Origin of the sequence: Pseudoalteromonas sp. BZK2, from assembly GCF_014349195.1 — a bacterium.
Lineage (GTDB): Bacteria > Pseudomonadota > Gammaproteobacteria > Enterobacterales > Alteromonadaceae > Pseudoalteromonas > Pseudoalteromonas simplex.
This window is the reverse complement of record NZ_JACSOG010000001.1, coordinates 36,219-58,840: the sequence shown is the minus strand read 5'-3', so window position 1 is coordinate 58,840 and position 22,622 is coordinate 36,219. Positions and strand designations below refer to the sequence as shown.

Here is a 22,622-nt window from a genome sequence, read left to right as displayed (position 1 = left end):
GTCCGTTTATAAACGGCTACCTTGTTTATTTTTACCTAAGGAACAAACCATGTTTTATGATCTAGCTCGCCGTTTTATGTTTACCCGTGATGCGGAGTGGGCTCATGAATTTGCACTTAATAATTTACGCCGATTTGCTCATACGCCATTGAGTGCTGCGTGGTCTCAATCTGTCCCTAATAAACCCGTCAATTTTCTAGGTTTAGAGTTTAAAAACCCAGTCGGTTTAGCGGCAGGCTTAGATAAAAATGCTGAGTGTATTGATGCATTTTCGCAAATGGGTTTTGGTTTTGTAGAAGTAGGTACTGTTACACCACGTCCGCAAGCGGGTAACGATAAACCGCGAATTTTCCGTTTGCCTGAATCAAATGCGATTATTAACCGCATGGGCTTTAACAATAAGGGCGTTGATAACCTAGTTAACAATGTTAAAGCGGCGAAATACGACGGTATTCTAGGTATTAATATTGGTAAAAATAAAGATACACCTAACGAGCAGGGTAAAGATGATTACATTCACTGTATGCGTAAAGTATTTGAGCATGCATCCTACATCACAGTAAATATTTCTTCACCGAATACCCCAGGTCTTCGTGACTTACAATATGGTGAAGCACTTGATGACTTATTGCAAAGCTTAAAGAATGAACAACTTGATCTAGTTGCTAAACATAACAAACAAGTGCCTATGCTAGTTAAGATCGCCCCTGATCTTGATGAAGTACAAATTGGCCAAGTTAGTGAGTCATTGATCAACAATAAGATCGATGGTGTTATTGCTACAAATACCACGCTTGAGCGCGCGATGGTACAAGGTCAACAATACGCAAACGAAGCGGGCGGTTTATCTGGCCAACCAGTTCGTCAGCGTTCAACCCACGTGGTTAGTGAGCTTAAGCGTTTAACCGAAGGTAAACTACCTATCATTGGTGTGGGTGGTATTGATGATGCGGATTCTGCAAAAGAGAAATTTGCAGCTGGTGCAGACCTTGTACAAGTTTACACTGGATTCATTTATAAAGGCCCAGAATTGGTAAAAACGATCCTAAATAGCTTATAAGGATCAGTTATCTAAGCAATTGATCATTAATAAAATGTTCTAAGAAATCATTTTATTAATGGTCTGCTTTAGTTATAATTTATGATTAAGCGCACAGTATTTATTCGTTAGGGAGGAGACATGTTACAAGCATCTAAGCAATGGAAATGGCTTGCTTGTGCGAAAAACAACCGTCTTTTGGTTGACCTTGACCAAGATATGCAACTGTGCACGCCTTATAAACTTCGCCAACTTACTGATGCTGTTTTACAAGAGCCAAACTTTAGCCTTGAAGATGCTGCATTTTATCAACAAGTTTATCAATACCTCGAAACATTCTCACTGTGGAACCCTGCACAGCTTTGCCAAATCGCGCTAAACGCCACTGCGGTCAAATTTCATTTAAAGCCAGTACTTGCAAAAAGTTGGTTCTTTCATGAGTATCATGGCAGCCAGCCAAGTGTTGAAGCAGTGGTTAAATTGTGCTCGCAGGCACAAGAAGGTGAGTTTTTAATTGTTGACCATTCAAGTGAAGCGTCGGTTTGTATTAATCTAAGCCAACACTTTCAATTAGACGAAAACCTTTCCCTTGAACAGTTTGAAGCTATTAAGGTTTTAAATAACCGTATCCATCCTGTTTATATTCAACAAAAACAGTTTAAATCAGCCTAGGGCGTGTTGACCTTTGTGAATTTAAATTTGTTCACTCTAGGGGCGATTTAATCGCGGCGCGAGATTTGTAACCTAGTGGGCTAAGTAAAAATCCAGCTAATATCCCTGCAAATGTTGGCGTTTTTGTTCGCCAAGCTATGCTATAATCCTGCGCAATTAGCATTTAAGGGTTTTTACTTTGCAATTTATCGCACTTACTTCTATCGGAATAGAAAATTTACTTGTTGATGAGCTTACAGCACTCGGTGCCGAAGTCTCAAAACAAACCGTGGGCTCTGTACGTTTTGAAGCAGATAGCTTATTAGCACAAAAGATTTGTTTATCGAGCCGTTTTGCGACTCGTATCATGATGCTGATAGAAGAAAAAGAAGGCGTAAAAGACAAAGACAGCCTTTATCAATTCGCACGCTTGCAGCCTTGGCAGGAGTGGTTTGGCCCTAAGCAAACCTTTGCTGTTGATTTTAGCGGTACAAATAACGACTTAAAAAATACGCAATTTTCAGGTCTAGTTGTAAAAGATGCGATTGTTGATTACTTCGCTGATTTATTCGAACAACGTCCAGATGTTGATAAATACAATGCCAACGTTCGAGTTGTAGCAAGATTGAACCGTCAAGGTGTTGCGCTTTATATCGATTATTCTGGCCCGCGTTTATCTGAGCGTGGTTATCGTCAAGATCAAGGTAAAGCGCCGATTAAGGAGCATTTAGCTGCTGCTCTTGTAAAAAGAAGTGGTTGGCTTGAAAACGTGCAACAACCTTTATTCGATCCATGTTGTGGTTCGGGTACCATTTTAATTGAAGCCGCAAGCATGGCACGCAATGAAGCGCCGGGCTTATTCCGTGAAGGTTTTGCTTTTGAGCGCCTGCCTAGTTTCAGAATTCAAAAATACAAAGAATTAAAAGCAGAACTAACTGCACAAATTACAGATCCTAAACTTTGGCTTATTGGCCATGATATTGACGGAAGTGTGATTGCAAAAGCGCAAGAAAACGCAGAGCGTGCAGACCTTGCTAATGTGATTAAGTTTAAACAAAGCGATGCCACTAAGTTAACCTCCGTTGCGAAACTACCTGGTGTGGTGATTTCAAACTTACCTTATGGTGAACGTTTAGGCTCAATGGCTGAGCTGGTTAACTTACACCGTAGCTTCGGTGTAGGTTTTAAAAAGCACTTTAATCATTGGAAACTTGCTTTGCTTGGCACTGACGAAAGCTTATTTAAGTTATTAAAGTTAGTTAAGTTAAAACGCTATAAGTTTAAAAATGGCCCGTTAGATGTTGTATTAAACCTTTACCAACTAGACGATAAACAAGTAGAACTTAGCAAAGAAGATAAGCCAGCTCTTAACTTTGAAGGTTCAACCGCCTTTGCAAACCGTTTAAAGAAAAATAAGCAAAATTTAAAGAACTGGTTAAAGCAAAATGAAGTGAGCTGCTACCGTGTTTATGATGCGGATATTCCAGAATATAACGTAGCTGTTGATGTATACGATGATTCAGCGGTTATTTTTGAATATGCTGCACCGAAAGAAATCGACGATAATACGGCTCAAAAACGTTTGCAAGATGTGATCAGCCTGACTGCAGAGCAGTTAAATATCGCACCAGAAAATATCGCAGTTAAAGTTCGTAAAAAACAAAAAGGTGAAGAACAATATACCAAGGTAGCAAAACAAAATCGTACGCAAGTCGTTGAAGAGTTTGGCGCTAAATTCAAAGTAAATCTATTTGATTATCTAGACACTGGTTTGTTCTTAGATCACCGTTTAGCTCGTCGTTATATCCAACAAAACGCACAAGGTAAACGTTTCTTAAACTTGTTTGCTTATACGGGCAGTGCATCTGTGCATGCTGCTGTGGGTGGTGCTAAAGCCATTACCACCGTTGATATGTCAAAAACCTACTTAAAGTGGGCGCAAGAAAACTTTGCCCTGAATGATATCAGTAATACACGCTATCGTTTTGAGCAAGCAGATTGCTTGAAGTGGCTTGAGTATGCACAAGGCCAATATGATTTAATTTTCTTAGATCCACCGACGTTCTCAAACTCAAAACGTATGAAAGATGCGTTTGATGTTCAGCGCGACCACATCAAACTTCTTACCTGGGTTAAGAAGATTTTAAGCCCGAACGGTACGCTTATATTCTCAAACAATAAGCGTGGCTTTAACATGGATGAAGTAGGGCTAATGGGTCTGGGTTTAAAAGCAGAAAACATTTCTGACAAGACTTTATCACCAGATTTTAAACGTAATAAGCAAATTCATAATAGCTGGCTTATTACTCATGGCTAATTTTACCCTGTACCACACTGATGGCTGTCATCTGTGTGAAATGGCCGATGAATTATTAATTGCTGCAAACGCTTCGTTTGTAGCAAAAGACATTATGGACAGTGAACAGCTGATTGAACTTTACCAAACCAGTATTCCGGTTGTGGAATCTCATCAAGGCGAGAAATTATTTTGGCCTTTTGATGCTGAGCAATTAGCGCAATTTATTGCTGATAATAAAGAATAAGAGTAGTAATCACGATGGATTTAATCAGAATAGCCAAAGCTCAACTCGCTTATGGTACGCATCCACTACTAGATGATGCCGATGCCGTTATTGAGTCAGGTGAGCGTGTTTGTATCGTTGGTCGAAACGGTGCAGGTAAATCAACACTATTAAAAGTGCTTGATGGCCAAGTGACATTGGATGATGGTGAAATCAACCAATTAGGCGGTATTCGCATTTCACGTTTAGAGCAAGATCCACCAAAAGGGGCGGAAGGCTCAGTATTTGATTATGTAGCGCAGGGTATGCCTGACATCGCTAACTTACTGATAGAATATCACCAAGTTAGTAATCAAATGCAAACTGACTATAACGATAAATTGCTTAACAAATTAGAGCGTTTATCTAATCAATTAGAAACCGTTGATGGCTGGCGTTTTGATACCCGTATTCAGCTCGTTTTATCTCGCTTAGAGTTAGATCCAGAAGCCAAGCTTGAATCATTATCGGGTGGTTGGCTACGTAAAGTTGCCCTTGCACGAGCCTTGGTTAGTGAACCCGATTTACTGCTACTTGATGAGCCTACCAACCACTTAGATATGAGTAGTGTTATTTGGCTTGAGCAGTTTTTAAAAGAGTTTAAAGGCGGTATCGTTTTTATTTCTCACGACCGTGCATTCATTCGAGCAGTTGCAACCCGTATTCTTGACTTAGACCGTGGTAAGCTGGTTTCGTACCCTGGCGATTACGCGACGTACCTTGAGCAAAAAGCGCATGATTTAAAAGTAGAAGAAACACAAAACGCACTATTTGATAAACGCTTAGCAGAAGAAGAAGCGTGGATCCGCCAAGGTATTAAAGCACGTAGAACGCGTAATGAAGGCCGTGTGCGCGCTTTAAAAGAGTTACGTAAAGAGCGTAAGCAGCGTGTTGATCAGGTCGGTAAAACCGATTTCAATATTGAAACAGCGGAGCGTTCAGGTAAATTAGTATTCGAAGCGAAAAACATCTGTCATGCATTTAAAGATAAAGTGATCGCGAAGGATTTCTCGACCCTTGTTATGCGTGGCGATCGTGTTGGCCTTGTCGGACCCAATGGTATTGGCAAAACAACACTGCTTAAAATTTTATTTGGTGACTTAACACCAGATAGCGGCAGTGTTAAGCAAGGTGTTAATTTAGAGTTTGCTTATTTTGATCAGTATCGTCAAAAGCTTGATGAAGAAGCCACAGTACAAGATAACGTAGCTGAAGGTAAGCAAGAAGTGATGATGGGCGGGCGCTCACGTCATGTGCTTGGTTACTTACAAGACTTCTTATTTCCACCGGCAAGAGCGCGTACGCCAGTAAAAGCGCTATCAGGTGGTGAGAAAAACCGCTTATTATTAGCAAAGTTATTTTTAAAGCCATCTAACATTATTGTTCTCGATGAGCCAACCAATGACCTCGATATTGAAACTTTAGAGCTCTTAGAAGAGATCATCAACCAATATCAGGGCACCGTGCTGATTGTAAGCCATGACCGTGAATTTATTGATAATACCTGTAATTCTGTATGGGCATTTGAAGGTAACGGCAAGATAACCGACATTGTTGGTGGTTATAGCGACTATGAAGCGTATGCCGCTCATTTAGCTGAGCAAGAAAAACAACAACAGCAACAAATTAAGCAAGAAAAGCCGGCCGTTGTTAGCCAAGATAAAACACCAAAGAAAAGTAATAAACTCTCTTACAAATTAAAACTTGAATTAGAAGAATTACCCAGTAAAGTGGAACAACTTGAAAAAGCGTTAGACGCTCAGCAAGTTGTGGTTAATGACCCTGACTTTTTTAAGCAAGATGCTGCAATTACAACAGAAGCATTGAACCATTTAGCCGAGTTAGAGTCTGAGCTTGAAGTCGCTTTTGAGCGCTGGGAAGAACTCGAAGATTTAAAGAATCAGTAGTAAGGATTAAAATGAAATACAAATTACTCGCTGCCAGTATTTTAGCCACCCTAAGTACCTCAGCGATGAGCGCAACCTATAAATTAGAAGAATTAGGTGGCGTTGATGGCGCTAAATTTAACTACGTAACAGATGTTAGTGAAAACGGTCACATCATAGGCTTAGCAAACGGTCTTTATAAGCTACCTATTGATATTTCATATATTGATTTCACAGATGATAGCTATCTTGAATCAGCTTATGATACTGCTGAAGCGCAATACGAACTCATTGATAAAGAAATTACATTCACACTTGACGATATTGCTAGCAACGATGCGGTAAATACCAATGCAGATGCACATTCATTTATGGTTAGTTTTTTAACTGGTCGCTCAACTGACTCTGAATATCAAAAACTATCAAGTGCAATTGCAACGCTTTACACATCTGAAGGTGCTTCAGAGCAAGTTTTGTTTGATGAACAGTCACTTGATTTTGATGGCTTAACACGTTCAACTTCTAACTTACTAAATGCTGTAACAGATGACGGTGTTATGGTTGGTTGGGGAAGCGCACCTTACGAAAAAACATCATTCACACAAACAGATGAAGACGAAGAAGAAACCCACTTTTTAAGAGACTTCATTAGCCGTGCAATTGTTATCACCGAAGACGGTGTAAAAGTAGAACTTGCACCAGAGTTTGATGAGTACGGTGGTGTTAGCTCAGCAAATGACATTATCAAAACAGCAAATGGCTATGAAGTTGTAGGCACTGTCTCTACTGATATTGCGGTTGATCCACTGGATGATATTACTGATAACTGTGATGGCGAAGATGAACCAGTTTCAGACTGTGTTGAAGCGTACAACCGTACTTATTCAACGGGTATTTATAATAAACGAGCTGTTAAGTGGACATTAGACAGTAATCTAAACATCACCAATACAGAAATGTATGGCTTAGGTTTAACGCCTGAAGATGATGAAGATTTCGCGTTCCGTAGTAACGCACTTGCGATAAACGAAAATGGTTTAGTGGTTGGTACGTCTGATGTGCGTTACAAGAGTAATAGCACACGTATTAGTATGCCTGTTATTTTCGAAAATGGTGAAGTGAAAGAGTTTATCGACCAAGAGGACGATTGGATTTCAGGTCAGCCATTAGCTGTTAACAATGATGATGTTGTAGTCGGTTATGCAACTAAACGTATTGATGGTACGAATAGAACTAAGTTCTTTTACTATGATAAAAATAGCGACAGTGTTGTTTTCCCAACGGATTACTTCTCAAGCTCAAGCTCATTAGCTAACGATATTAATGATAATGGTATTGTTGTTGGTGAGGGTGAAACAGATATTTATAATACTTCTACGCGTCGTCGTGAAGGTTTCATGTACACCATTGGTGAAGATTCAGTTGTTAACTTAAACGATTTATTACCTTGTTATGAAGAAGATGGTGAGACTCGCTTTAAATACACGGTTGCTGAAGCGAAATCAATTAACAACAATAATGAAATCTTCGGTGTTGCGACTAAAACTGTTGAAAAGACAGATTCATTCGGTAACGTTGTAGTCGATGTTAATGGCAATATCGAATATGAAAGTGTCGCAGTGGCTGTTAAGTTAACACCAATTGATGGCAGTGTTGAAGAGTGTCCTGCAGAAGAGATTGAACAATACGAGCGTCAATCAGCAAGCTTCCCATGGTATGCTTTATTGCTATTACCATTTGCAGCTGCACGTCGCTTCTTTAAAAAGTAATCGTTTCGTAATCGAGACTTACTAATCAATATTAAAAAACCCAGCTTTAAGCTGGGTTTTTTGTCTATACTGAAATCAGTTATTTTTTATGGCGATGTATCCATGCTTTTCGGACTGAGCGTTTCCAAAGCATGTCGGTAGCAAAATAACCGATGATAGCAGCAGCAGTAGCACAAATAAGTGAGCCAACTAAAAAGGCTGGGCCAATTGTTGTAAGGCTATCTATAAACCATTGCCAGCTTGGTTCAAATTGGAAGTGCTGTTGTGGCTGAGCAAGGGCAATTGTGCCTACAATATATGAACAATAGAAAATAGGAGGCATGGTTAGTGGGTTCGTGATCCACACGGTTGCAACAGAAATCGGTAAATTTACTCGAAATGGAATAGCCAGGGCGGCTGCAAGAACCATTTGAAAAGGAACAGGGATGAACGCAAAAAATAAACCAACAGCAAATGCACCGCGTGCTGAGCGTCTATTTAAGTGCCATAAATTGGCATCATGCAATAAACGACCAAAAATTCTTAAATACTTGTGTTCTTTTACCTTGTTATGATCAGGTAAAAAGCGTTGGATCGTTTTCTTAGCCATTTAAAGCAACCATTTACATCTATTTGGTTATGCAGCGGCTTTGTCATAGGCTGTTTTTTCACCCTATATACATTTGACACTGCGGCGTTTTATATAATGAGTTTTGCTGTATTGCTAGCAGGTGCCTATTTTAAGCCTTTTTTAACTCTATTGTCAGGGTTTATTTGCGCTATTTTGGTAGTGATTTTTCATTACTTCATCTTTTACTCAATCTCTGACTGCGAAATCGATTATCAACAAAGCCGATTAGTTCGATTTGAGGTAGTTGAAACATACAGTGAACAAAGCCCTTACTACATTAAAGCAAGTCTGAAACATATTGAATCTTGCCCTACAAGCATCCGACCTGCTCCTAATGCAATGCTCAGCATTACTTCAGATAAACCTGTTACTAGTGGAGATGAATTAAGCGCAGTACTCAAACTTAAACCTTATCGGTCAGTAAAAAATTTCTACAGTTTTAATAGAGAACGGCAAGCATTACTTGAGCGAGTATTTTATAAAGGCCGAAGCGTAGGAGAGATAAGCTATTTAAATCATCATCAATATGACTCCCTGCGTGTGAGTTACCGCACTTATATTGATAAAATTACGGCAAACACACGATTACAATGGCTTTATTATGCACTTTTAACCGGTGATAAAAGTAAAATAGGTTATGAAGATAAAAAGCACTTGCGTGAATTAGGATTGTCTCATCTACTTGCTATTTCGGGTCTTCATATCGGACTTATCTTCGCAGTCGGTTTTTATAGTAGTAAGTGGCTGTTAAGAGTGAGTCACTTTCGTGTAAGCCAATCAATTCAATTAAATAAGCTATTTGTTGTAATAGGGTTCAGTTGCTCGCTCGTTTATGTTTACTTAAGTGATTTTATAGTTTCTGCAAGCCGGGCGCTGCTAATGTTAGGCTGCTACCTTGTAATCTATAACTTAGGAAAAAACCCAGTGCGTTGGCGTTCAATTTTGTACGCCTTGAGTGTGGTGTTGTTTATAGACCCATTTACGCTGTTGAATCCTGGGCTCTATTTCAGTTTTTTGGCCGTTACGATCATCTTTCTACTGACTAAAAAAACAATTAATTTGTCACTTAGTTTTTTAAAGCGATTTGTACAGCTACTGCAAGTTCAATGCGCTTTATTTGTTGGTTTACTACCGCTATCCTTATATTACTTTTCAGGTACTAGCGTGATAGGTTTATTGATTAACCTTATTGCTGTGCCCTTGGTTGGTGTGCTGTTATTGCCTTTGTTGATTTTTTATAGTCTGATTTCTAGCCTACTGGATATTTCAGGTCTGTTATCACTGATCGACAGTGCCCTGTATTTTAGTTATCAACTATTGCTTTCTATCCCTAATGACTGGCGTTGGTTGTCGTTCAATGAGTTTAATTTCTCATTATTGATCATCAGTTACATAACACTTCTGCTGTTGTACTTTAGCCCTAATAAATATGTGTGTTTAATTCCTGTTTGTATATATGCCGTTGATAGTGAATTACAGCCAGAAGCTAATTTTCGGATGGATGTGTTTGATGTCGGGCATGGCTTAATGGTGATGGTAAGCAGCAAAAATAAAGCGATAATTTATGATTTAGGCCCACAGTATTTTGGCCGTTATGATTATGTACACCGCGTATTACTTAACAACATCAATAAACAGCAGCTATCTGTGATTGCCACCATAGTAAGCCACTTAGATAACGACCACTCTGGTGGTTTAGCAAGTTGGAAAGTGGCTGGCTATCAACACACTTTAGCTACTTTTCATCCTCAGGGACTGTTAAATAAGTGCAAAACAACCAACCTCAAACTTGCTGAGCTCAATATCAGAAGTTTTACAGCAAAGGTAGAAAAAGCGAGTCGCAATGACCAGTCTTGCTTATTAAAAGTAACAGGTTTTAATTATTCACTTTTACTAACTGGAGATATATCAGCAGCGGCAGAAGCTAAACTTATTGAAGAGGAGGTGGATTTACGAGCGACTATTTTAATAAGCCCCCATCATGGCAGTAATACCTCTTCCAGTTATGAATTTATAGATGCAGTAAATCCTGAAGTAGTTATCCATTCATCTGCTTACCAAGGGCAATGGCACTTTCCTCACCCAGAGGTTGTAAATCGTTATAACCAACACCATATACAGCAGTTATCGACGGCAAAGTATGGCCATATACGCATAAAATTTTATTCAGATACGTATCGCTTAGAATTTGCGCGAGAGCAGGAAAGTTATTGGTTCGAACAAGATTGACGTTTTGTTTTTACCCCCTAAAGGCTACAATAGTCGAAGTCTATGAATAAGAGAGTGTTATGGATCAAACTACATCCCAAATCTATAAGCGATTAATCAGTTATGTGGGTGATTATAAGTTAATCGCGTTTTTCGCCATTGTAGGCATGATTGGCTATTCAGCCATGGATGCATTGTTTATCAATTTAATGAAGCCCTTCATTGATGAAGGTTTAAATGATCGTAACACTGATGTTTTAACTTATGCACCATTTGTTGTGATTGCATTGGTATTAGGTCGTGGCATGTTTAACTATATGTCGTCGTACTGTTTAAGTTATGTTGGCTCTCAAGTTGTAAGAACGTTGCGCCAACAATTATTCGAACATATTTTACACCTGCCGGTGTCTTTTCATGATAAAAATTCAAATGGCGATTTAATCTCTAAAATCACCTTTGATACTGAGCAGGTTCAACAAGCCATTACCAAAGCCCTGTTAATTGTTGTTAGAGAAGGGGCGTTTGTTGTTTTCTTACTTTTTAATATGTTTTATACCAGCTGGAAGCTATCACTAATATTTTTAGTTATTATTCCGCTTGTGGCCGTGATCGTTGCCTTTGTATCGAAACGTTTTCGTATGATTTCGAAAAAAATCCAATCTGCTATGGGCCAAGTAACTCGCAGCTCAGAGCAAATGCTATCTGGTCATAAAGTGATACATGGCTTTGGTGGTCAACAGCAAGAGATATCGCAATTCTCGACTATTAATAATCATAATCGTCAGCAGCGCATTAAAATGGATGCAACTAAAGCGTTAAGCGTTTCTGTTATCCAAATTTTGGCAGCAAGCGCGATGGCCGTGATTTTATGGGTTGTTTCTATGCCGTCGATGATTGATACCATCAGTTCAGGTGACTTCGTATTACTTATTTCATCAATGATGATGTTATTACGGCCACTGAAGCAACTTTCTAACGTTAATAGTGATTTACAACGTGGTATTTCGGCAGCGCAAAGTATCTTTTTAGTACTTGATGAAGAAGTAGAAAAAGACACTGGCACTTACAGCGTTGATAAAGTAACTGGGAAAATTGAAGTAAACAATGTGACCTTTAAATACCCAACGAAAGATGAGCCTGTATTAAAGAATTTATCACTTTCGATTAATGCCGGCGAAAGCATCGCATTGGTTGGCCGTTCTGGCTCAGGTAAATCGACCATCTCAAATTTATTGCCGCGTTATTATGAGCTTGAAGGTGACAGTGAAATTTTGCTTGATGGCGTCAACATCGCTGATTACAAACTGACAGACTTACGTAAGCAATTTGCACTGGTTTCACAGCAAGTGGTTTTATTTAACGACACCATCACGAATAATATTTGCTATGGCCTTGACCGCGAATTAACAAGCGAGGAGTTAATGGCGGTTGCCAAGCAAGCCCATGTTTGGGAGTTTGTTAAAGACTTACCAGAAGGGTTAGATACCATGGTGGGTGAAAACGGCGTTATGTTGTCAGGCGGCCAGCGTCAGCGAATAGCCATTGCACGTGCAATATTAAAAAATGCCCCTATTTTGATTCTTGATGAGGCGACATCTGCACTTGACACTGAATCTGAAAAACTGATTCAGCAAGCACTTGATAGCTTAATGAAAGAAAAAACATCGATTGTGATAGCACACCGTTTATCAACAATAGAAAACAGTGATTGCATTTATGTTATCGACCATGGTCAAGTTATCGAAAAGGGCACACATAGCGAGCTGCTTGAAAAAGACGGTACCTATAGTGCGTTATGTAAGATGCAATTTGGTGAGCAGTAGTGAGTGTTATTGAAAAAAGCTGGTATAAAAAACCAGGCTTACTCAGCGTTCTGCTGTTACCTTTCAGTGTGCTTTTTTGGCTAATCTCAACGCTTCGTGCTTTGTTTTATAAGCTAAATATACTAAAAGCATTTAAAGCGCATGTTCCGGTTATTGTGGTTGGTAACATTAGTGTGGGTGGAAACGGCAAAACGCCATTTGTTATTTGGCTTGCTGAGTACTTACAGCAGCAAGGTTTAAAAGTGGCTGTGATCAGCCGTGGCTACGGTGGTCAGTCTGATTCGTATCCTTTGTTAGTGACTGAACAAACGACGACAACGCAAGCGGGTGACGAACCTGTACTTATTAAGCGCCGCCTAGGTTGTGTTGTAATGGTTGGCCCTGACCGACAAGCGAGTATAAAAAATTTAGAGCAACATGATATAGATGTCATTATTTCTGATGATGGCATGCAGCATTATAAAATGGCGCGTGATATCGAATGTTGTATCGTTGATAGTGAACGCCAATTTGGTAACGGTTTATTAATGCCTGCTGGTCCACTTCGTGAAACCAAAGCACGCTTAAAGTCGGTTGATTTAGTCATAGAAAATGGTGGCAACGCTCAAAGCCGCTATAATTTAGCATCAAGCCCATTTCGAACCGTAAGTAATTCAGAACTTGCCAATTCAGTTCAAGATAAAGGCCATGCGGTCAGTGCTATTGGTAACCCCAAACGCTTTGAAATAAGTCTTGAGCAGCAAGGCATTAACTTACTATCGACTCATCATTTTCGTGATCATTATGCCTACCAAGCAAATGACTTTAGCGATTTTGCAGATGACGCTGTATTTATGACAGAAAAAGATGCAGTTAAATGCTTTAGTTTTGCTAAACCAAATTGGTATTATTTACCTGTTGATGCAAAGCCAACAGCAGCAGTTATCGAAAAACTTAATTTATTATTAAAACAAAAAGGGATCCTCAATGGCCTTTGATACAAAATTACTTGAAATTATCGCTTGCCCAGTGTGTAAAGGTAAATTACGTCTTGATAAAGAAAATCAAGAGCTTATCAGTACCGCTGCGAAACTAGCGTACCCAATCAAAGACGATATCCCGGTGCTTTTAGAAAATGAAGCCCGTGAATTAAGCCAAGAAGAGGTTGATAAGTGGAATTCGTAGTCGTTATCCCCGCTCGCTACGCATCGACGCGTTTACCAGGTAAACCACTTGCCGATATTTGTGGTAAACCAATGATCCAACATGTTTATGAAAAAGCAGTTGCGTCCGGTGCATCACAAGTTTATGTAGCGACTGATCATCAAACAGTGTTTGATGCAGTAAAGAAGTTTACTGATAATGTATTGATGACACGTGAAGATCACCAATCAGGCACAGAGCGTTTAGCTGAAGTTGTTGAACAGTTAAAGCTTGAAAGTGACACTATTGTTGTCAACGTGCAAGGTGATGAGCCTTTATTGGCAAGCGAAAATGTATCTCAAGTTGCCATGCTACTTGCTGATTCTGATGCGCCAATGGCGACTTTGAGCACCAGCATTGATGAGATTGACGATGTATTTAATCCCAATTGCGTGAAAGTCATTAACGATGCAGACAACAACGCACTGTATTTTTCGCGCTCGCCTATCCCTTATCACCGTGATGCGATGATGAATGATGACCTAGATAAGCTAAATTTTGCTGATTTTGCGCGCCATATTGGTATTTATGCTTATCGTGCTGGCTTCATTAAAGACTACATCGAATTACCAGAATCTCAATTAGAGCTTTTAGAGTCATTAGAGCAGCTTCGTGTACTTTATCATGGTCACAAAATTAAAATCGCAAAAGCTCTGTGTGCACCGCAAGCAGGCGTAGATACTCCTGAAGATTTAGCGCGCGTTATTGCAGTGCTTGGCCACTAAAAAATGCATGATGTAAACAATGTTCATCTTCATGCCATTGAAGATGACTTCTTTGTTTTTTATAAACCAGCAGGAGTGAGCTTTCATAGTGAACAATGTGCTGGTTTTGTCGTACTTGCTGAAGAGCTTGTTAATGAGAAGCTCTATCCGGTTCATCGGCTAGATAAAGTGACATCAGGTTTAATTATATTAGCCCGTAACAAAGAAGCTGCAGCCGAATTCACTTCACTATTTTCTGATCATAAAATAAATAAGTTTTATCTGGCCGTTAGTGATGCTAAGCCTAAGAAAAAGCAAGGTTGGATAAAAGGGGATATGCAAAAAAGTCGTCGTGGTGCATTTAAGCTGTTAAAGAGCCAAACGAACCCTGCTATCACACGCTTTTATTCAAAAAGTATTCGACCAGGGCTTCGTGCATACTTGTTAAAGCCATTCTCTGGTAAAACACATCAGCTTAGAGTCGCAATGAAAAGCTTAGGCGCTCCAATTCTAGGTGATAGTACCTATGCGGGTAGTGAAGACGAGCGCACAAACTTGCATGCCTATGCACTACAATTTAGCTATAAAGGGCAGCTTAAAGAATATCGATGCGATTACACTTTAGGTGCTCATCTTAATGAAGTTTTTAACTCAGACGAATTCAAAGAGTGGACAGCTCCTTGGACGTTGGATTGGTAAATGAAAGAAACAACACAAGACATCCGTTTTGGTGGCATTAAACGTTTATATGGTCATCAACAATTTGATTGGTTACAACAAGCACATTTTTGTGTCATTGGTATTGGTGGCGTAGGTAGTTGGGCTGCTGAAGCATTGGCTCGAACGGGTGTAGGGCAACTAACCCTCATTGATTTAGATGATATTTGTGCAACGAATGTTAATCGTCAAATTCATGCTTTAACTGGCACCGTAGGCGAAGCAAAAGTAGAAGCGATGAAAACACGTTGTGAGTTGATAAACCCAGATATCAAAATTAATGTTATTGACGATTTCATTACGCTAGATAACATTCGTGAGCATATTAAAGGTTTTGACTATGTAATTGATTGTATTGATGCTGTAAAAGAAAAAGCAGCGCTTATTGCTCACTGTAAACGCATAAAACTACCGGTTATTACCACCGGAGGAGCAGGCGGGCAAACCGACCCGAGTCAAATCAGTTTTGGTGACGTTGCAAAGACAACTCATGATCCATTGCTTGCAAAAGTACGTTATATTTTGCGAAAACAGTACAACTTTAGTAGCAATCCAAAGCGAAAATTTAACGTCGATTGTGTTTATTCTACAGAGCAGCTTGTATATCCAACCTCCGAAGGTGAGGTTTGCCAAGCAAAACAAGGTGCAGATGGTTCAATGAATATGGACTGTAATAATGGTTTTGGCTCTGCAACCATGGTAACAGGCAGCTTTGGCTTTTTTGTTGCAGCCAAAGCGATTAGAAAATACCTAGATAAAAAACAGCGTAGTTTATAAAACTTATTGTTTTTGTTCAGCCATGGTTTGAATTTTATCAACCATGGCTTTAATACCATTCCCACGAGAAGGGCTCAAATGGCTAATTAGACCGAGTCGTTCAAATTCATCATAGGCATTAATTTGCGCTGCTTGCTCCGGTGTTAGACCATTGTATAAGGCTAAAATTAAAGCCAATAGTCCTTTAACGATGCGAGTATCTGAATCGCCCGCTAAAACCAGGCTGTTTTCTGTGTGATCAAAGTCGATATATAGCCAAACTTTACTTTCACAGCCTTTAACTAGAGCATCATCTACTTTGAGTACTTCAGGCATAACAGGTAATTGCTTACCTAAGAGCATTATTTGGCGATATTTTTGCTGCCACCCAGCAGCTGTTTCAATGTTTTTACTAACGGCTTCAAACGCTGAATTCATAACTTATCCAAAATTAATCTAATAACTCAATACTACTTTTAACAGCACTGACAAAGGCATCGACATCAGCTTTAGTGTTATATAACGCAAAACTTGCTCTTACAGTACCTGGGATGCCTAAATGGCTCATAATAGGTTGCGTACAATGATGGCCACTACGTACCGCAACACCAAATCCATCCAGTAGGGTGGCTAAATCAAACGGATGTTCATCGCGATAATTAAAACTAATGTTACCAATGTTATGTATTTGGTTTGAATAGATATTAATACCATCGATAGCTGATAATTGTTTTATCGCATAGTCAAAAACTGTATGCTCATGTTGACGCATTTGCTGAAAATCTAACGATGTTAAATAATTTATTGCCTCACTAAAGGCAATGACACCTGCAATATTGGGTGTTCCTGCTTCAAATTTACCCGGCGCATCACGAAAAGTGCTGTGTGTTAGGTTCACTGTTTCGATCATTTCGCCACCGGTTTGATATACATCGAGCGAATTTAACAGCTCAAATCGGCCATATAGGCCTCCTAAACCTGTCGGCCCGAGCATTTTATGGGCAGAAAACACGTAAAAATCACAGGAGATCTCTTGTAAATTAGGGCGTAAATGCATCGCTGCCTGCGCACCATCAATAACCGAAATAGCATTAATGGCTTTACATGCGCTAATGATTGGCGCTAAATCAGTGATATTCCCAAGGGTATTTGATGCATGGGTAATAGCGACTATTTTAGGCTTTTGTTGCTTGATAAATTCACTACAGTGCACGCTATTAATAGTTAAATCATTTTCTATCGGCAAAATAATGACTTCTGCACCGGTACGCTGAGCTAGCTGTTGCCAAGGGACTATGTTGGCGTGGTGTTCAATAGCAGATAGGGCAATTTTATCGGCAGGATTAAGCCTCGAAGCCAGACCATTTGCGATTAAATTAATCGATTCGGTTGCGCCTTTGGTCCACACTATCTCATTACTTTTTACAGAAAAATAATCTGCAAGTAGCGTTCGGGTTTGTTCATAGTTGCGTGTCGCGTTTTCACTGAGGGTATGGCGGCCGCGGTGCACATTGGCGTTCTCATGGCTATAAAATCGGCTAAGGGCATTAATAACTGCCTGTGGCTTTTGCGAGGTAGCCGCTGAGTCTAAATACACCAAAGGCTGCTCATTGACTGTTTCATTCAGTATTGGAAAGTCAGCACGTATTTTTGTGATATCGAACATGAAAGGCCTTAAGCTACAAGAATGCGACGATTTTAATTACTTTGCACAAATAGACAAGTGCAGGGCAACAAAAAAGGCCGCATAGCGGCCTTTTTTAAACGCAAATTCGTATTAACGCTTGTCTGTTGGTACGTAATCGCGTGAAGTTTCACCAGTGTATAACTGACGAGGACGGCTGATCTTGTGACCAGGTTGAGAAAGCATCTCATCCCAGTGAGAGATCCAACCAACAGTACGTGACATTGCAAAGATTACAGTGAACATGCTTGTTGGAATACCGATTGCTTTTAAGATGATACCTGAGTAGAAATCTACGTTAGGGTAAAGTTTCTTCTCAACGAAGTATGGGTCTTCAAGTGCAATTTGCTCAAGCTTCATAGCGATATCAAGAAGTGGATCTTGAATGTTTAGCTCAGCAAGTACTTCGTGACATGTTTGACGCATTACTGTCGCACGTGGGTCGAAGTTTTTGTATACGCGGTGACCAAAGCCCATAAGACGGAAAGGATCAGACTTATCTTTCGCTTTAGCAACGTACTCGTCGATACGGTCAACAGAGCCGATTTCTTCTAACATGTTAAGACATGCTTCGTTAGCACCACCGTGCGCAGGGCCCCATAGAGATGCGATACCAGCCGCGATACACGCGTAAGGGTTAGCACCTGAAGAACCAGCTAGACGAACAGTTGACGTTGATGCGTTTTGCTCATGGTCAGCGTGAAGCATGAAGATTTTGTCCATTGCTTTAGCAAGAACAGGGCTTACTTTGTATTCTTCAGCTGGTACTGAGAACATCATGTGTAAGAAGTTTTCAGCGAAGCTTAAGTCGTTACGTGGGTAAACAAACGGTTGACCTACATTGTATTTGTAAGCCATCGCAGCGATAGTTGGTAGTTTAGCAACTAGCTTGATTGCGCTTGTTTTACGTTGTGTTGCGTCAGTAATGTCTAAATCTTCGTGGTAGAAAGAAGAAAGAGCACCTACAACACCACACAGCATTGCCATTGGGTGAGCGTCAAAGCGGAAACCTTGGAAGAAGTTTGCGATTTTAGTATCAAGCATTGTGTTGTGCGTGATTTCTTGAGCAAACGCTTCGTATTGTTCTTTAGTCGGTAATTCGCCGTTTAATAGTAAGTAGCAAAGCTCGATGTAGTTTGATTCATCAGCTAATTGCTCGATTGGGTAACCACGGTGTAATAGAACACCTTTGCCGCCATCGATGTAAGTGATTGAAGATTCACAAGAACCGGTCGACATGAAACCTGGGTCGTAAGTGAAGTGACCGTGTGAACCTAACGTACGTACGTCGATTACGTCTTGGCCAGCAGTGCCTTGGTAAATTGGAAGTTCGATTGGATCAAGACCATCAATATGGACCGTGGCTTTCTTATCCGCCATCTATTTATCTCCTATTAAGATAACAACTCTGATTGTTATGTTCTGAATCTGTTTAAGCACATTCTTTTCATTTTAACGTGAAAGAGGGGTATAAAGTCAATTTTTATAAACATTATGCACAAATGGATAATAAATATTCTGTCAGGATTAAATATTATACTATTGGCTAATTCGCAAACGTCTCTTACTAAACAAGAATTGTAAAAAGACCTTTGGCTATATATACTATCCAAGGTTTTATACCGTATTGTCTGTAGGTAAACTTTATTTTTACATTTGAGTTTTGCATAAGTGTGAACTTTTTGTGTATCAACACGGTTTACTTAGATAGTTCCATCGAAATTCATTTTGATGGGTTTTAGAAAAACAAGTAGATGAGCCCGATAAGGGCAAGATGGGCAAGTAACTGTGAAAAAGCAAAGACCTGTAAATCTAGATCTAACAACTATATCTATGCCGGCAACGGCTAAAGCATCAATTTTACACCGCGTCACCGGTGTTGCATTATTTTTTGCTTTAACGTTTGTCATTTGGGCTTGGTCTGAGTCTCTTTCTTCTGCAGAAGGTTTTGAATTCGTCAAGGGTCTGTTCAGCGGATTCATTGCCAAATTCATAGCATGGGGCACCATTTCTGTATTGGCGTATCACTTAATTGGTGGTATCCGTCATATCATTATGGACATGGGTCACTGGGAAGAACTTGAATCAGGTAACTTCAGCGCTAAAGTTGCATTAGCTTTAGGTGTTGTAGCTGCAATTCTAGCAGGAGTGTGGATATGGTTTTAAATCAAGCAACTCTTAAACGTGATGGTGTACAAGATTTCGTATCACTACGTGCAACAGCATTAATAATCAGCGCTTACGCGATTTTTATTATCGGCTATTTTTTATGTACGCCAGAAGTCACTTTCGAAGCCTGGCAAGGCCTATTCTCTAACCTAGCAATGAAAGGGTTTACCTTAATTACCCTAGTTTGCATCATGGTTCACACCCGTATCGGCCTTTGGCAAGTTCTTACTGACTATGTTAAATGCGCTAAATTACGTGCTGTTTTAGGCTTTGTATTAAACCTTATGGCTGTTGCTTACGTAGCAATTGGTCTAATCGTTTTATGGGGTGTTTAAGTGAATTATTCTGTTCGTGAATTTGACGCTGTAGTGATTGGTGCCGGTGGTGCGGGTATGCGCGCAGCACTAGCTATCACTGAATCAGGCAAAACCTGTGCACTTATCTCAAAAGTTTTCCCTACACGTTCTCACACTGTGTCTGCACAGGGTGGTATTACGGTTGCGCTGGGTAACTCACATGAAGATAACTGGGAATGGCACATGTACGATACTGTTAAAGGTTCCGATTTTATCGGTGACCAAGACGCTATCGAATATATGTGTAAAACAGGCCCAGAAGCTATTACTGAATTAGAAAACATGGGTTTACCATTTTCTCGTTTTGAAAATGGCCGTGTTTATCAACGTCCTTTCGGCGGCCAGTCGAAAAACTTTGGTGGTGAACAGGCTGCACGTACTGCAGCAGCAGCTGACCGTACAGGTCACGCGTTATTACACTGTTTATACCAACAGAACGTTAAAAACAAAACTAACGTATTCTCTGAGTGGTACGCACTAGATTTAGTTAAAAACAGCGACGGTCACGTTGTTGGTTGTACAGCAATCGACATCGAGTCTGGTGAAGTTGTTTACTTCAAATCAAAAGCTGTTGTTTTAGCAACAGGTGGTGCAGGCCGTATCTATGCATCGACAACGAATGCACACATCAACACTGGTGATGGTGTTGGTATGGCTACACGTGCTGGCGTTGCAATGCAAGATATGGAAATGTGGCAGTTCCACCCAACAGGTATCGCCGGTGCCGGTGTACTTGTAACTGAAGGTTGTCGTGGTGAAGGTGGTTACCTTCTAAATAAAGACGGCGAACGCTTCATGGAACGTTACGCTCCAAATGCAAAAGACTTAGCGTCTCGTGACGTTGTTGCTCGTTCAATGATGACTGAGATCCGTGAAGGTCGTGGTTGCGATGGTCCTTATGGTCCACACATCAAGCTTAAGCTTGACCACTTAGGTGAAGAAACACTTAACTTACGTCTTCCAGGCGTATGTGACCTTGCGAAAACATTCGCACACGTTGATCCAGCTAAAGAGCCAATTCCAGTTATCCCAACATGTCACTACATGATGGGTGGTGTTCCAACTAACGTAAATGGTCAAGCATTACAAATTGATGCAAACGGCCAAGAGAAAGTAGTTGAAGGTTTATTCGCTGTTGGTGAGATTGCATGTGTATCTGTACACGGTGCTAACCGCCTAGGTGGTAACTCACTACTTGACTTAGTTGTATTCGGCCGCGCAGCTGGTAACTTCTTAGGTAAGTACCTTAACGGTGTTGAAGCAGGTAAAGATGCGTCTGATTCAGACCTTGAAGCATCACTTGCACGCTTTAACCGTTGGGAAAGCTCTAAAGCTGGCCAAGGTGAAGACCCAGTACAAATCAAGAAAGACCTACAAATGTGTATGCAACTTAACTTCTCGGTATTCCGTGAAGGTGATGCAATGGCAACAGGTCTTAAAGAGCTTAAAGAAATTCGTGAACGTCTTCAGTACGCTCGTCTTGACGACAAGTCGACTGAGTTCAACACTGCACGTATCGAATGTCTAGAGCTTGATAACTTGATGGAAACAGCTTACTCAACAGCAGTAGCTGCAAACTTCCGTACAGAAAGCCGTGGTGCACACTCTCGTTTTGACTTCCCAGATCGTGATGACGAAAACTGGTTATGTCACTCAATCTACGATCCTAAGAGCGAAGAAATGAGCAAACGTGATGTAAACTACGCGCCGAAACTGCGTGAAGCTTTCCCACCTAAAGCACGTACATACTAGGAGCGAGACGATGGCACAAGTACAATTTTCGGTTTATCGTTACAATCCAGATGTTGATAATGCACCACGTATGCAGGACTTCTCGCTAGAAACGCAAGAAGGCCAAGATATGATGGTATTGGATGCCCTTATGCAATTGAAGGAGCAAGATCCAACATTATCATTCCGTCGTTCATGCCGTGAAGGTGTGTGTGGTTCAGACGGTATCAACATGAATGGTAAAAATGGTTTAGCGTGTATCACGCCTTTATCAACGCTACTTAAAGGTGGCAAAGGTAAAATCGTAATTCGCCCATTACCAGGTTTACCTGTGGTACGTGACCTTGTTATTGACATGAGTCAGTTCTACACTCAATACGAAAAAGTTAAGCCTTACCTAATTAACGACACGCCAGCGGCGGGTGAGCGTCTTCAGTCAATCGAAGAACGTGATAAGTTAGATGGCTTATATGAGTGTATCTTATGTGCATGTTGTTCAACATCGTGTCCTTCGTTCTGGTGGAATCCAGACAAGTTCATCGGTCCTGCGGGCCTTCTTCATGCGTATCGTTTCTTGGCTGATAGCCGCGATACAGCGACTGAAGAGCGTCTTGCTGACCTTGACGATGCGTTCAGCGTGTTCCGTTGTCACAGTATCATGAACTGTGTTAGCGTGTGTCCAAAAGGTCTTAACCCGACCAAAGCAATTGGACAAATCAAATCAATGCTTTTAAACCGCGCTGTTTAAAGCTTGAATATGTAAGGTGGTTAAGTGA

The 22,622-nt window shown here is 40.4% G+C and carries 21 protein-coding genes; 17 read left to right on the top strand and 4 right to left on the bottom strand.

The genetic code is table 11. The features are described from left to right. Positions 1-49: 49 nt before the first annotated feature. From pyrD to BIZ38_RS00240, 6 genes are all read left to right on the top strand, one after another. Positions 50-1,060 carry a quinone-dependent dihydroorotate dehydrogenase gene (gene pyrD, locus BIZ38_RS00265; RefSeq protein WP_054561585.1) on the top strand — a complete coding sequence of 337 codons (1,011 nt, stop codon included), beginning with the start codon at positions 50-52 and terminating at the stop codon, positions 1,058-1,060. A 120-nt stretch (positions 1,061-1,180) separates the two neighbouring features. Then, positions 1,181-1,711 (top strand): cell division protein ZapC domain-containing protein, encoded by a 531-nt coding sequence (locus BIZ38_RS00260; protein ID WP_138600650.1) that lies wholly within the window; start codon positions 1,181-1,183, stop codon positions 1,709-1,711. A 178-nt stretch (positions 1,712-1,889) separates the two neighbouring features. After that, on the top strand, positions 1,890-4,007 hold the full coding sequence (gene rlmKL / locus BIZ38_RS00255) for a bifunctional 23S rRNA (guanine(2069)-N(7))-methyltransferase RlmK/23S rRNA (guanine(2445)-N(2))-methyltransferase RlmL (protein WP_187489255.1): 2,118 nt from the start codon (positions 1,890-1,892) through the stop codon (positions 4,005-4,007). Further along, a complete protein-coding gene (locus BIZ38_RS00250) occupies positions 4,000-4,233 on the top strand; it encodes a glutaredoxin family protein (RefSeq protein WP_054551385.1) in 234 nt (77 codons plus the stop codon). The genes rlmKL and BIZ38_RS00250 overlap by 8 nt, the downstream gene beginning before the upstream one ends. Positions 4,234-4,247: 14 nt before the next feature. After that, positions 4,248-6,158 (top strand): ABC transporter ATP-binding protein, encoded by a 1,911-nt coding sequence (locus BIZ38_RS00245; protein ID WP_166340261.1) that lies wholly within the window; start codon positions 4,248-4,250, stop codon positions 6,156-6,158. A gap of 11 nt (positions 6,159-6,169) precedes the next feature. After that, entirely contained in the window at positions 6,170-7,906 is a 1,737-nt protein-coding gene (locus tag BIZ38_RS00240) for a DUF3466 family protein (protein ID WP_166340259.1), read from the top strand. A 79-nt stretch (positions 7,907-7,985) separates the two neighbouring features. Here the strand turns inward: BIZ38_RS00240 and BIZ38_RS00235 are convergent, their stop codons facing one another. Then, positions 7,986-8,495 (bottom strand): DUF2062 domain-containing protein, encoded by a 510-nt coding sequence (locus BIZ38_RS00235; RefSeq protein WP_054551382.1) that lies wholly within the window; start codon positions 8,493-8,495, stop codon positions 7,986-7,988. 96 nt (positions 8,496-8,591) lie between these two features. On the opposite strand from BIZ38_RS00235, the gene BIZ38_RS00230 reads away from it, so the two are divergent. The 7 genes from BIZ38_RS00230 to tcdA are packed head-to-tail and all read left to right on the top strand — an operon-like array spanning position 8,592 to position 15,927. Continuing rightward, entirely contained in the window at positions 8,592-10,745 is a 2,154-nt protein-coding gene (locus BIZ38_RS00230) for a DNA internalization-related competence protein ComEC/Rec2 (protein WP_187489254.1), read from the top strand. Between the two features lie 59 nt (positions 10,746-10,804). Next, on the top strand, positions 10,805-12,547 hold the full coding sequence (msbA, locus tag BIZ38_RS00225) for a lipid A export permease/ATP-binding protein MsbA (protein WP_166340255.1): 1,743 nt from the start codon (positions 10,805-10,807) through the stop codon (positions 12,545-12,547). Next, on the top strand, positions 12,547-13,524 hold the full coding sequence (lpxK, locus tag BIZ38_RS00220) for a tetraacyldisaccharide 4'-kinase (protein ID WP_166340253.1): 978 nt from the start codon (positions 12,547-12,549) through the stop codon (positions 13,522-13,524). Before msbA ends, lpxK begins: the two co-directional genes overlap by 1 nt. Further along, positions 13,514-13,711 (top strand): Trm112 family protein, encoded by a 198-nt coding sequence (locus tag BIZ38_RS00215; RefSeq protein WP_036968654.1) that lies wholly within the window; start codon positions 13,514-13,516, stop codon positions 13,709-13,711. Before lpxK ends, BIZ38_RS00215 begins: the two co-directional genes overlap by 11 nt. After that, positions 13,699-14,454, top strand: a complete 756-nt coding sequence (kdsB, locus tag BIZ38_RS00210) for a 3-deoxy-manno-octulosonate cytidylyltransferase (RefSeq protein ID WP_187489253.1) — start codon at positions 13,699-13,701, stop codon at positions 14,452-14,454. Before BIZ38_RS00215 ends, kdsB begins: the two co-directional genes overlap by 13 nt. A gap of 3 nt (positions 14,455-14,457) precedes the next feature. Continuing rightward, positions 14,458-15,132, top strand: a complete 675-nt coding sequence (locus BIZ38_RS00205; protein WP_187489252.1) for a TIGR01621 family pseudouridine synthase — start codon at positions 14,458-14,460, stop codon at positions 15,130-15,132. Next, entirely contained in the window at positions 15,133-15,927 is a 795-nt protein-coding gene (gene tcdA / locus BIZ38_RS00200) for a tRNA cyclic N6-threonylcarbamoyladenosine(37) synthase TcdA (protein WP_138600668.1), read from the top strand. Positions 15,928-15,930: 3 nt separating this feature from the next. Here tcdA and BIZ38_RS00195 read toward each other — a convergent pair whose 3' ends face one another. The 3 genes from BIZ38_RS00195 to BIZ38_RS00185 all read right to left on the bottom strand — a co-directional run bounded on the left by BIZ38_RS00195 (position 15,931) and on the right by BIZ38_RS00185 (position 18,970). Next, a complete protein-coding gene (locus BIZ38_RS00195; protein WP_054551375.1) occupies positions 15,931-16,344 on the bottom strand; it encodes a SufE family protein in 414 nt (137 codons plus the stop codon). 13 nt (positions 16,345-16,357) lie between these two features. Continuing rightward, entirely contained in the window at positions 16,358-17,572 is a 1,215-nt protein-coding gene (locus BIZ38_RS00190; RefSeq protein WP_187489251.1) for an aminotransferase class V-fold PLP-dependent enzyme, read from the bottom strand. 111 nt (positions 17,573-17,683) lie between these two features. Continuing rightward, positions 17,684-18,970, bottom strand: a complete 1,287-nt coding sequence (locus BIZ38_RS00185) for a citrate synthase (RefSeq protein WP_054551373.1) — start codon at positions 18,968-18,970, stop codon at positions 17,684-17,686. A gap of 408 nt (positions 18,971-19,378) precedes the next feature. Here BIZ38_RS00185 and sdhC point away from each other — a divergent pair, with 408 nt between their 5' ends. From sdhC to BIZ38_RS00165, 4 genes are read left to right on the top strand one after another with little or no spacing between them, the layout of a single operon-like run. Further along, the gene (gene sdhC, locus BIZ38_RS00180; RefSeq protein WP_082389167.1) at positions 19,379-19,756 is read left to right on the top strand and encodes a succinate dehydrogenase, cytochrome b556 subunit; all 378 of its coding nucleotides are present in this window, start codon (positions 19,379-19,381) and stop codon (positions 19,754-19,756) included. Continuing rightward, on the top strand, positions 19,747-20,094 hold the full coding sequence (gene sdhD, locus BIZ38_RS00175) for a succinate dehydrogenase, hydrophobic membrane anchor protein (protein WP_054551371.1): 348 nt from the start codon (positions 19,747-19,749) through the stop codon (positions 20,092-20,094). The genes sdhC and sdhD overlap by 10 nt, the downstream gene beginning before the upstream one ends. After that, positions 20,095-21,867, top strand: a complete 1,773-nt coding sequence (sdhA, locus tag BIZ38_RS00170; protein ID WP_054551370.1) for a succinate dehydrogenase flavoprotein subunit — start codon at positions 20,095-20,097, stop codon at positions 21,865-21,867. Positions 21,868-21,877: 10 nt separating this feature from the next. After that, positions 21,878-22,594: a succinate dehydrogenase iron-sulfur subunit gene (locus tag BIZ38_RS00165; protein WP_054551369.1), complete on the top strand. Its 717-nt coding sequence runs from the start codon at positions 21,878-21,880 to the stop codon at positions 22,592-22,594. The last annotated feature ends 28 nt before the right edge of the window (positions 22,595-22,622 follow it).

What these genes read in the sequence shown, in the direction of transcription:
- pyrD (WP_054561585.1), top strand. Translation starts at nt 50, where the DNA reads ATGTTTTATGATCTAGCTCGCCGTTTTATGTTTACCCGTGATGCGGAG.
- BIZ38_RS00260 (WP_138600650.1), top strand. Translation starts at nt 1,181, where the DNA reads ATGTTACAAGCATCTAAGCAATGGAAATGGCTTGCTTGTGCGAAAAAC.
- BIZ38_RS00250 (WP_054551385.1), top strand. Translation starts at nt 4,000, where the DNA reads ATGGCTAATTTTACCCTGTACCACACTGATGGCTGTCATCTGTGTGAA.
- BIZ38_RS00245 (WP_166340261.1), top strand. Translation starts at nt 4,248, where the DNA reads ATGGATTTAATCAGAATAGCCAAAGCTCAACTCGCTTATGGTACGCAT.
- BIZ38_RS00240 (WP_166340259.1), top strand. Translation starts at nt 6,170, where the DNA reads ATGAAATACAAATTACTCGCTGCCAGTATTTTAGCCACCCTAAGTACC.
- BIZ38_RS00235 (WP_054551382.1), bottom strand. Translation starts at nt 8,495, where the DNA reads ATGGCTAAGAAAACGATCCAACGCTTTTTACCTGATCATAACAAGGTA.
- BIZ38_RS00230 (WP_187489254.1), top strand. Translation starts at nt 8,592, where the DNA reads ATGAGTTTTGCTGTATTGCTAGCAGGTGCCTATTTTAAGCCTTTTTTA.
- msbA (WP_166340255.1), top strand. Translation starts at nt 10,805, where the DNA reads ATGGATCAAACTACATCCCAAATCTATAAGCGATTAATCAGTTATGTG.
- BIZ38_RS00215 (WP_036968654.1), top strand. Translation starts at nt 13,514, where the DNA reads ATGGCCTTTGATACAAAATTACTTGAAATTATCGCTTGCCCAGTGTGT.
- BIZ38_RS00205 (WP_187489252.1), top strand. Translation starts at nt 14,458, where the DNA reads ATGCATGATGTAAACAATGTTCATCTTCATGCCATTGAAGATGACTTC.
- tcdA (WP_138600668.1), top strand. Translation starts at nt 15,133, where the DNA reads ATGAAAGAAACAACACAAGACATCCGTTTTGGTGGCATTAAACGTTTA.
- BIZ38_RS00195 (WP_054551375.1), bottom strand. Translation starts at nt 16,344, where the DNA reads ATGAATTCAGCGTTTGAAGCCGTTAGTAAAAACATTGAAACAGCTGCT.
- BIZ38_RS00190 (WP_187489251.1), bottom strand. Translation starts at nt 17,572, where the DNA reads ATGTTCGATATCACAAAAATACGTGCTGACTTTCCAATACTGAATGAA.
- BIZ38_RS00185 (WP_054551373.1), bottom strand. Translation starts at nt 18,970, where the DNA reads ATGGCGGATAAGAAAGCCACGGTCCATATTGATGGTCTTGATCCAATC.
- sdhD (WP_054551371.1), top strand. Translation starts at nt 19,747, where the DNA reads ATGGTTTTAAATCAAGCAACTCTTAAACGTGATGGTGTACAAGATTTC.
- BIZ38_RS00165 (WP_054551369.1), top strand. Translation starts at nt 21,878, where the DNA reads ATGGCACAAGTACAATTTTCGGTTTATCGTTACAATCCAGATGTTGAT.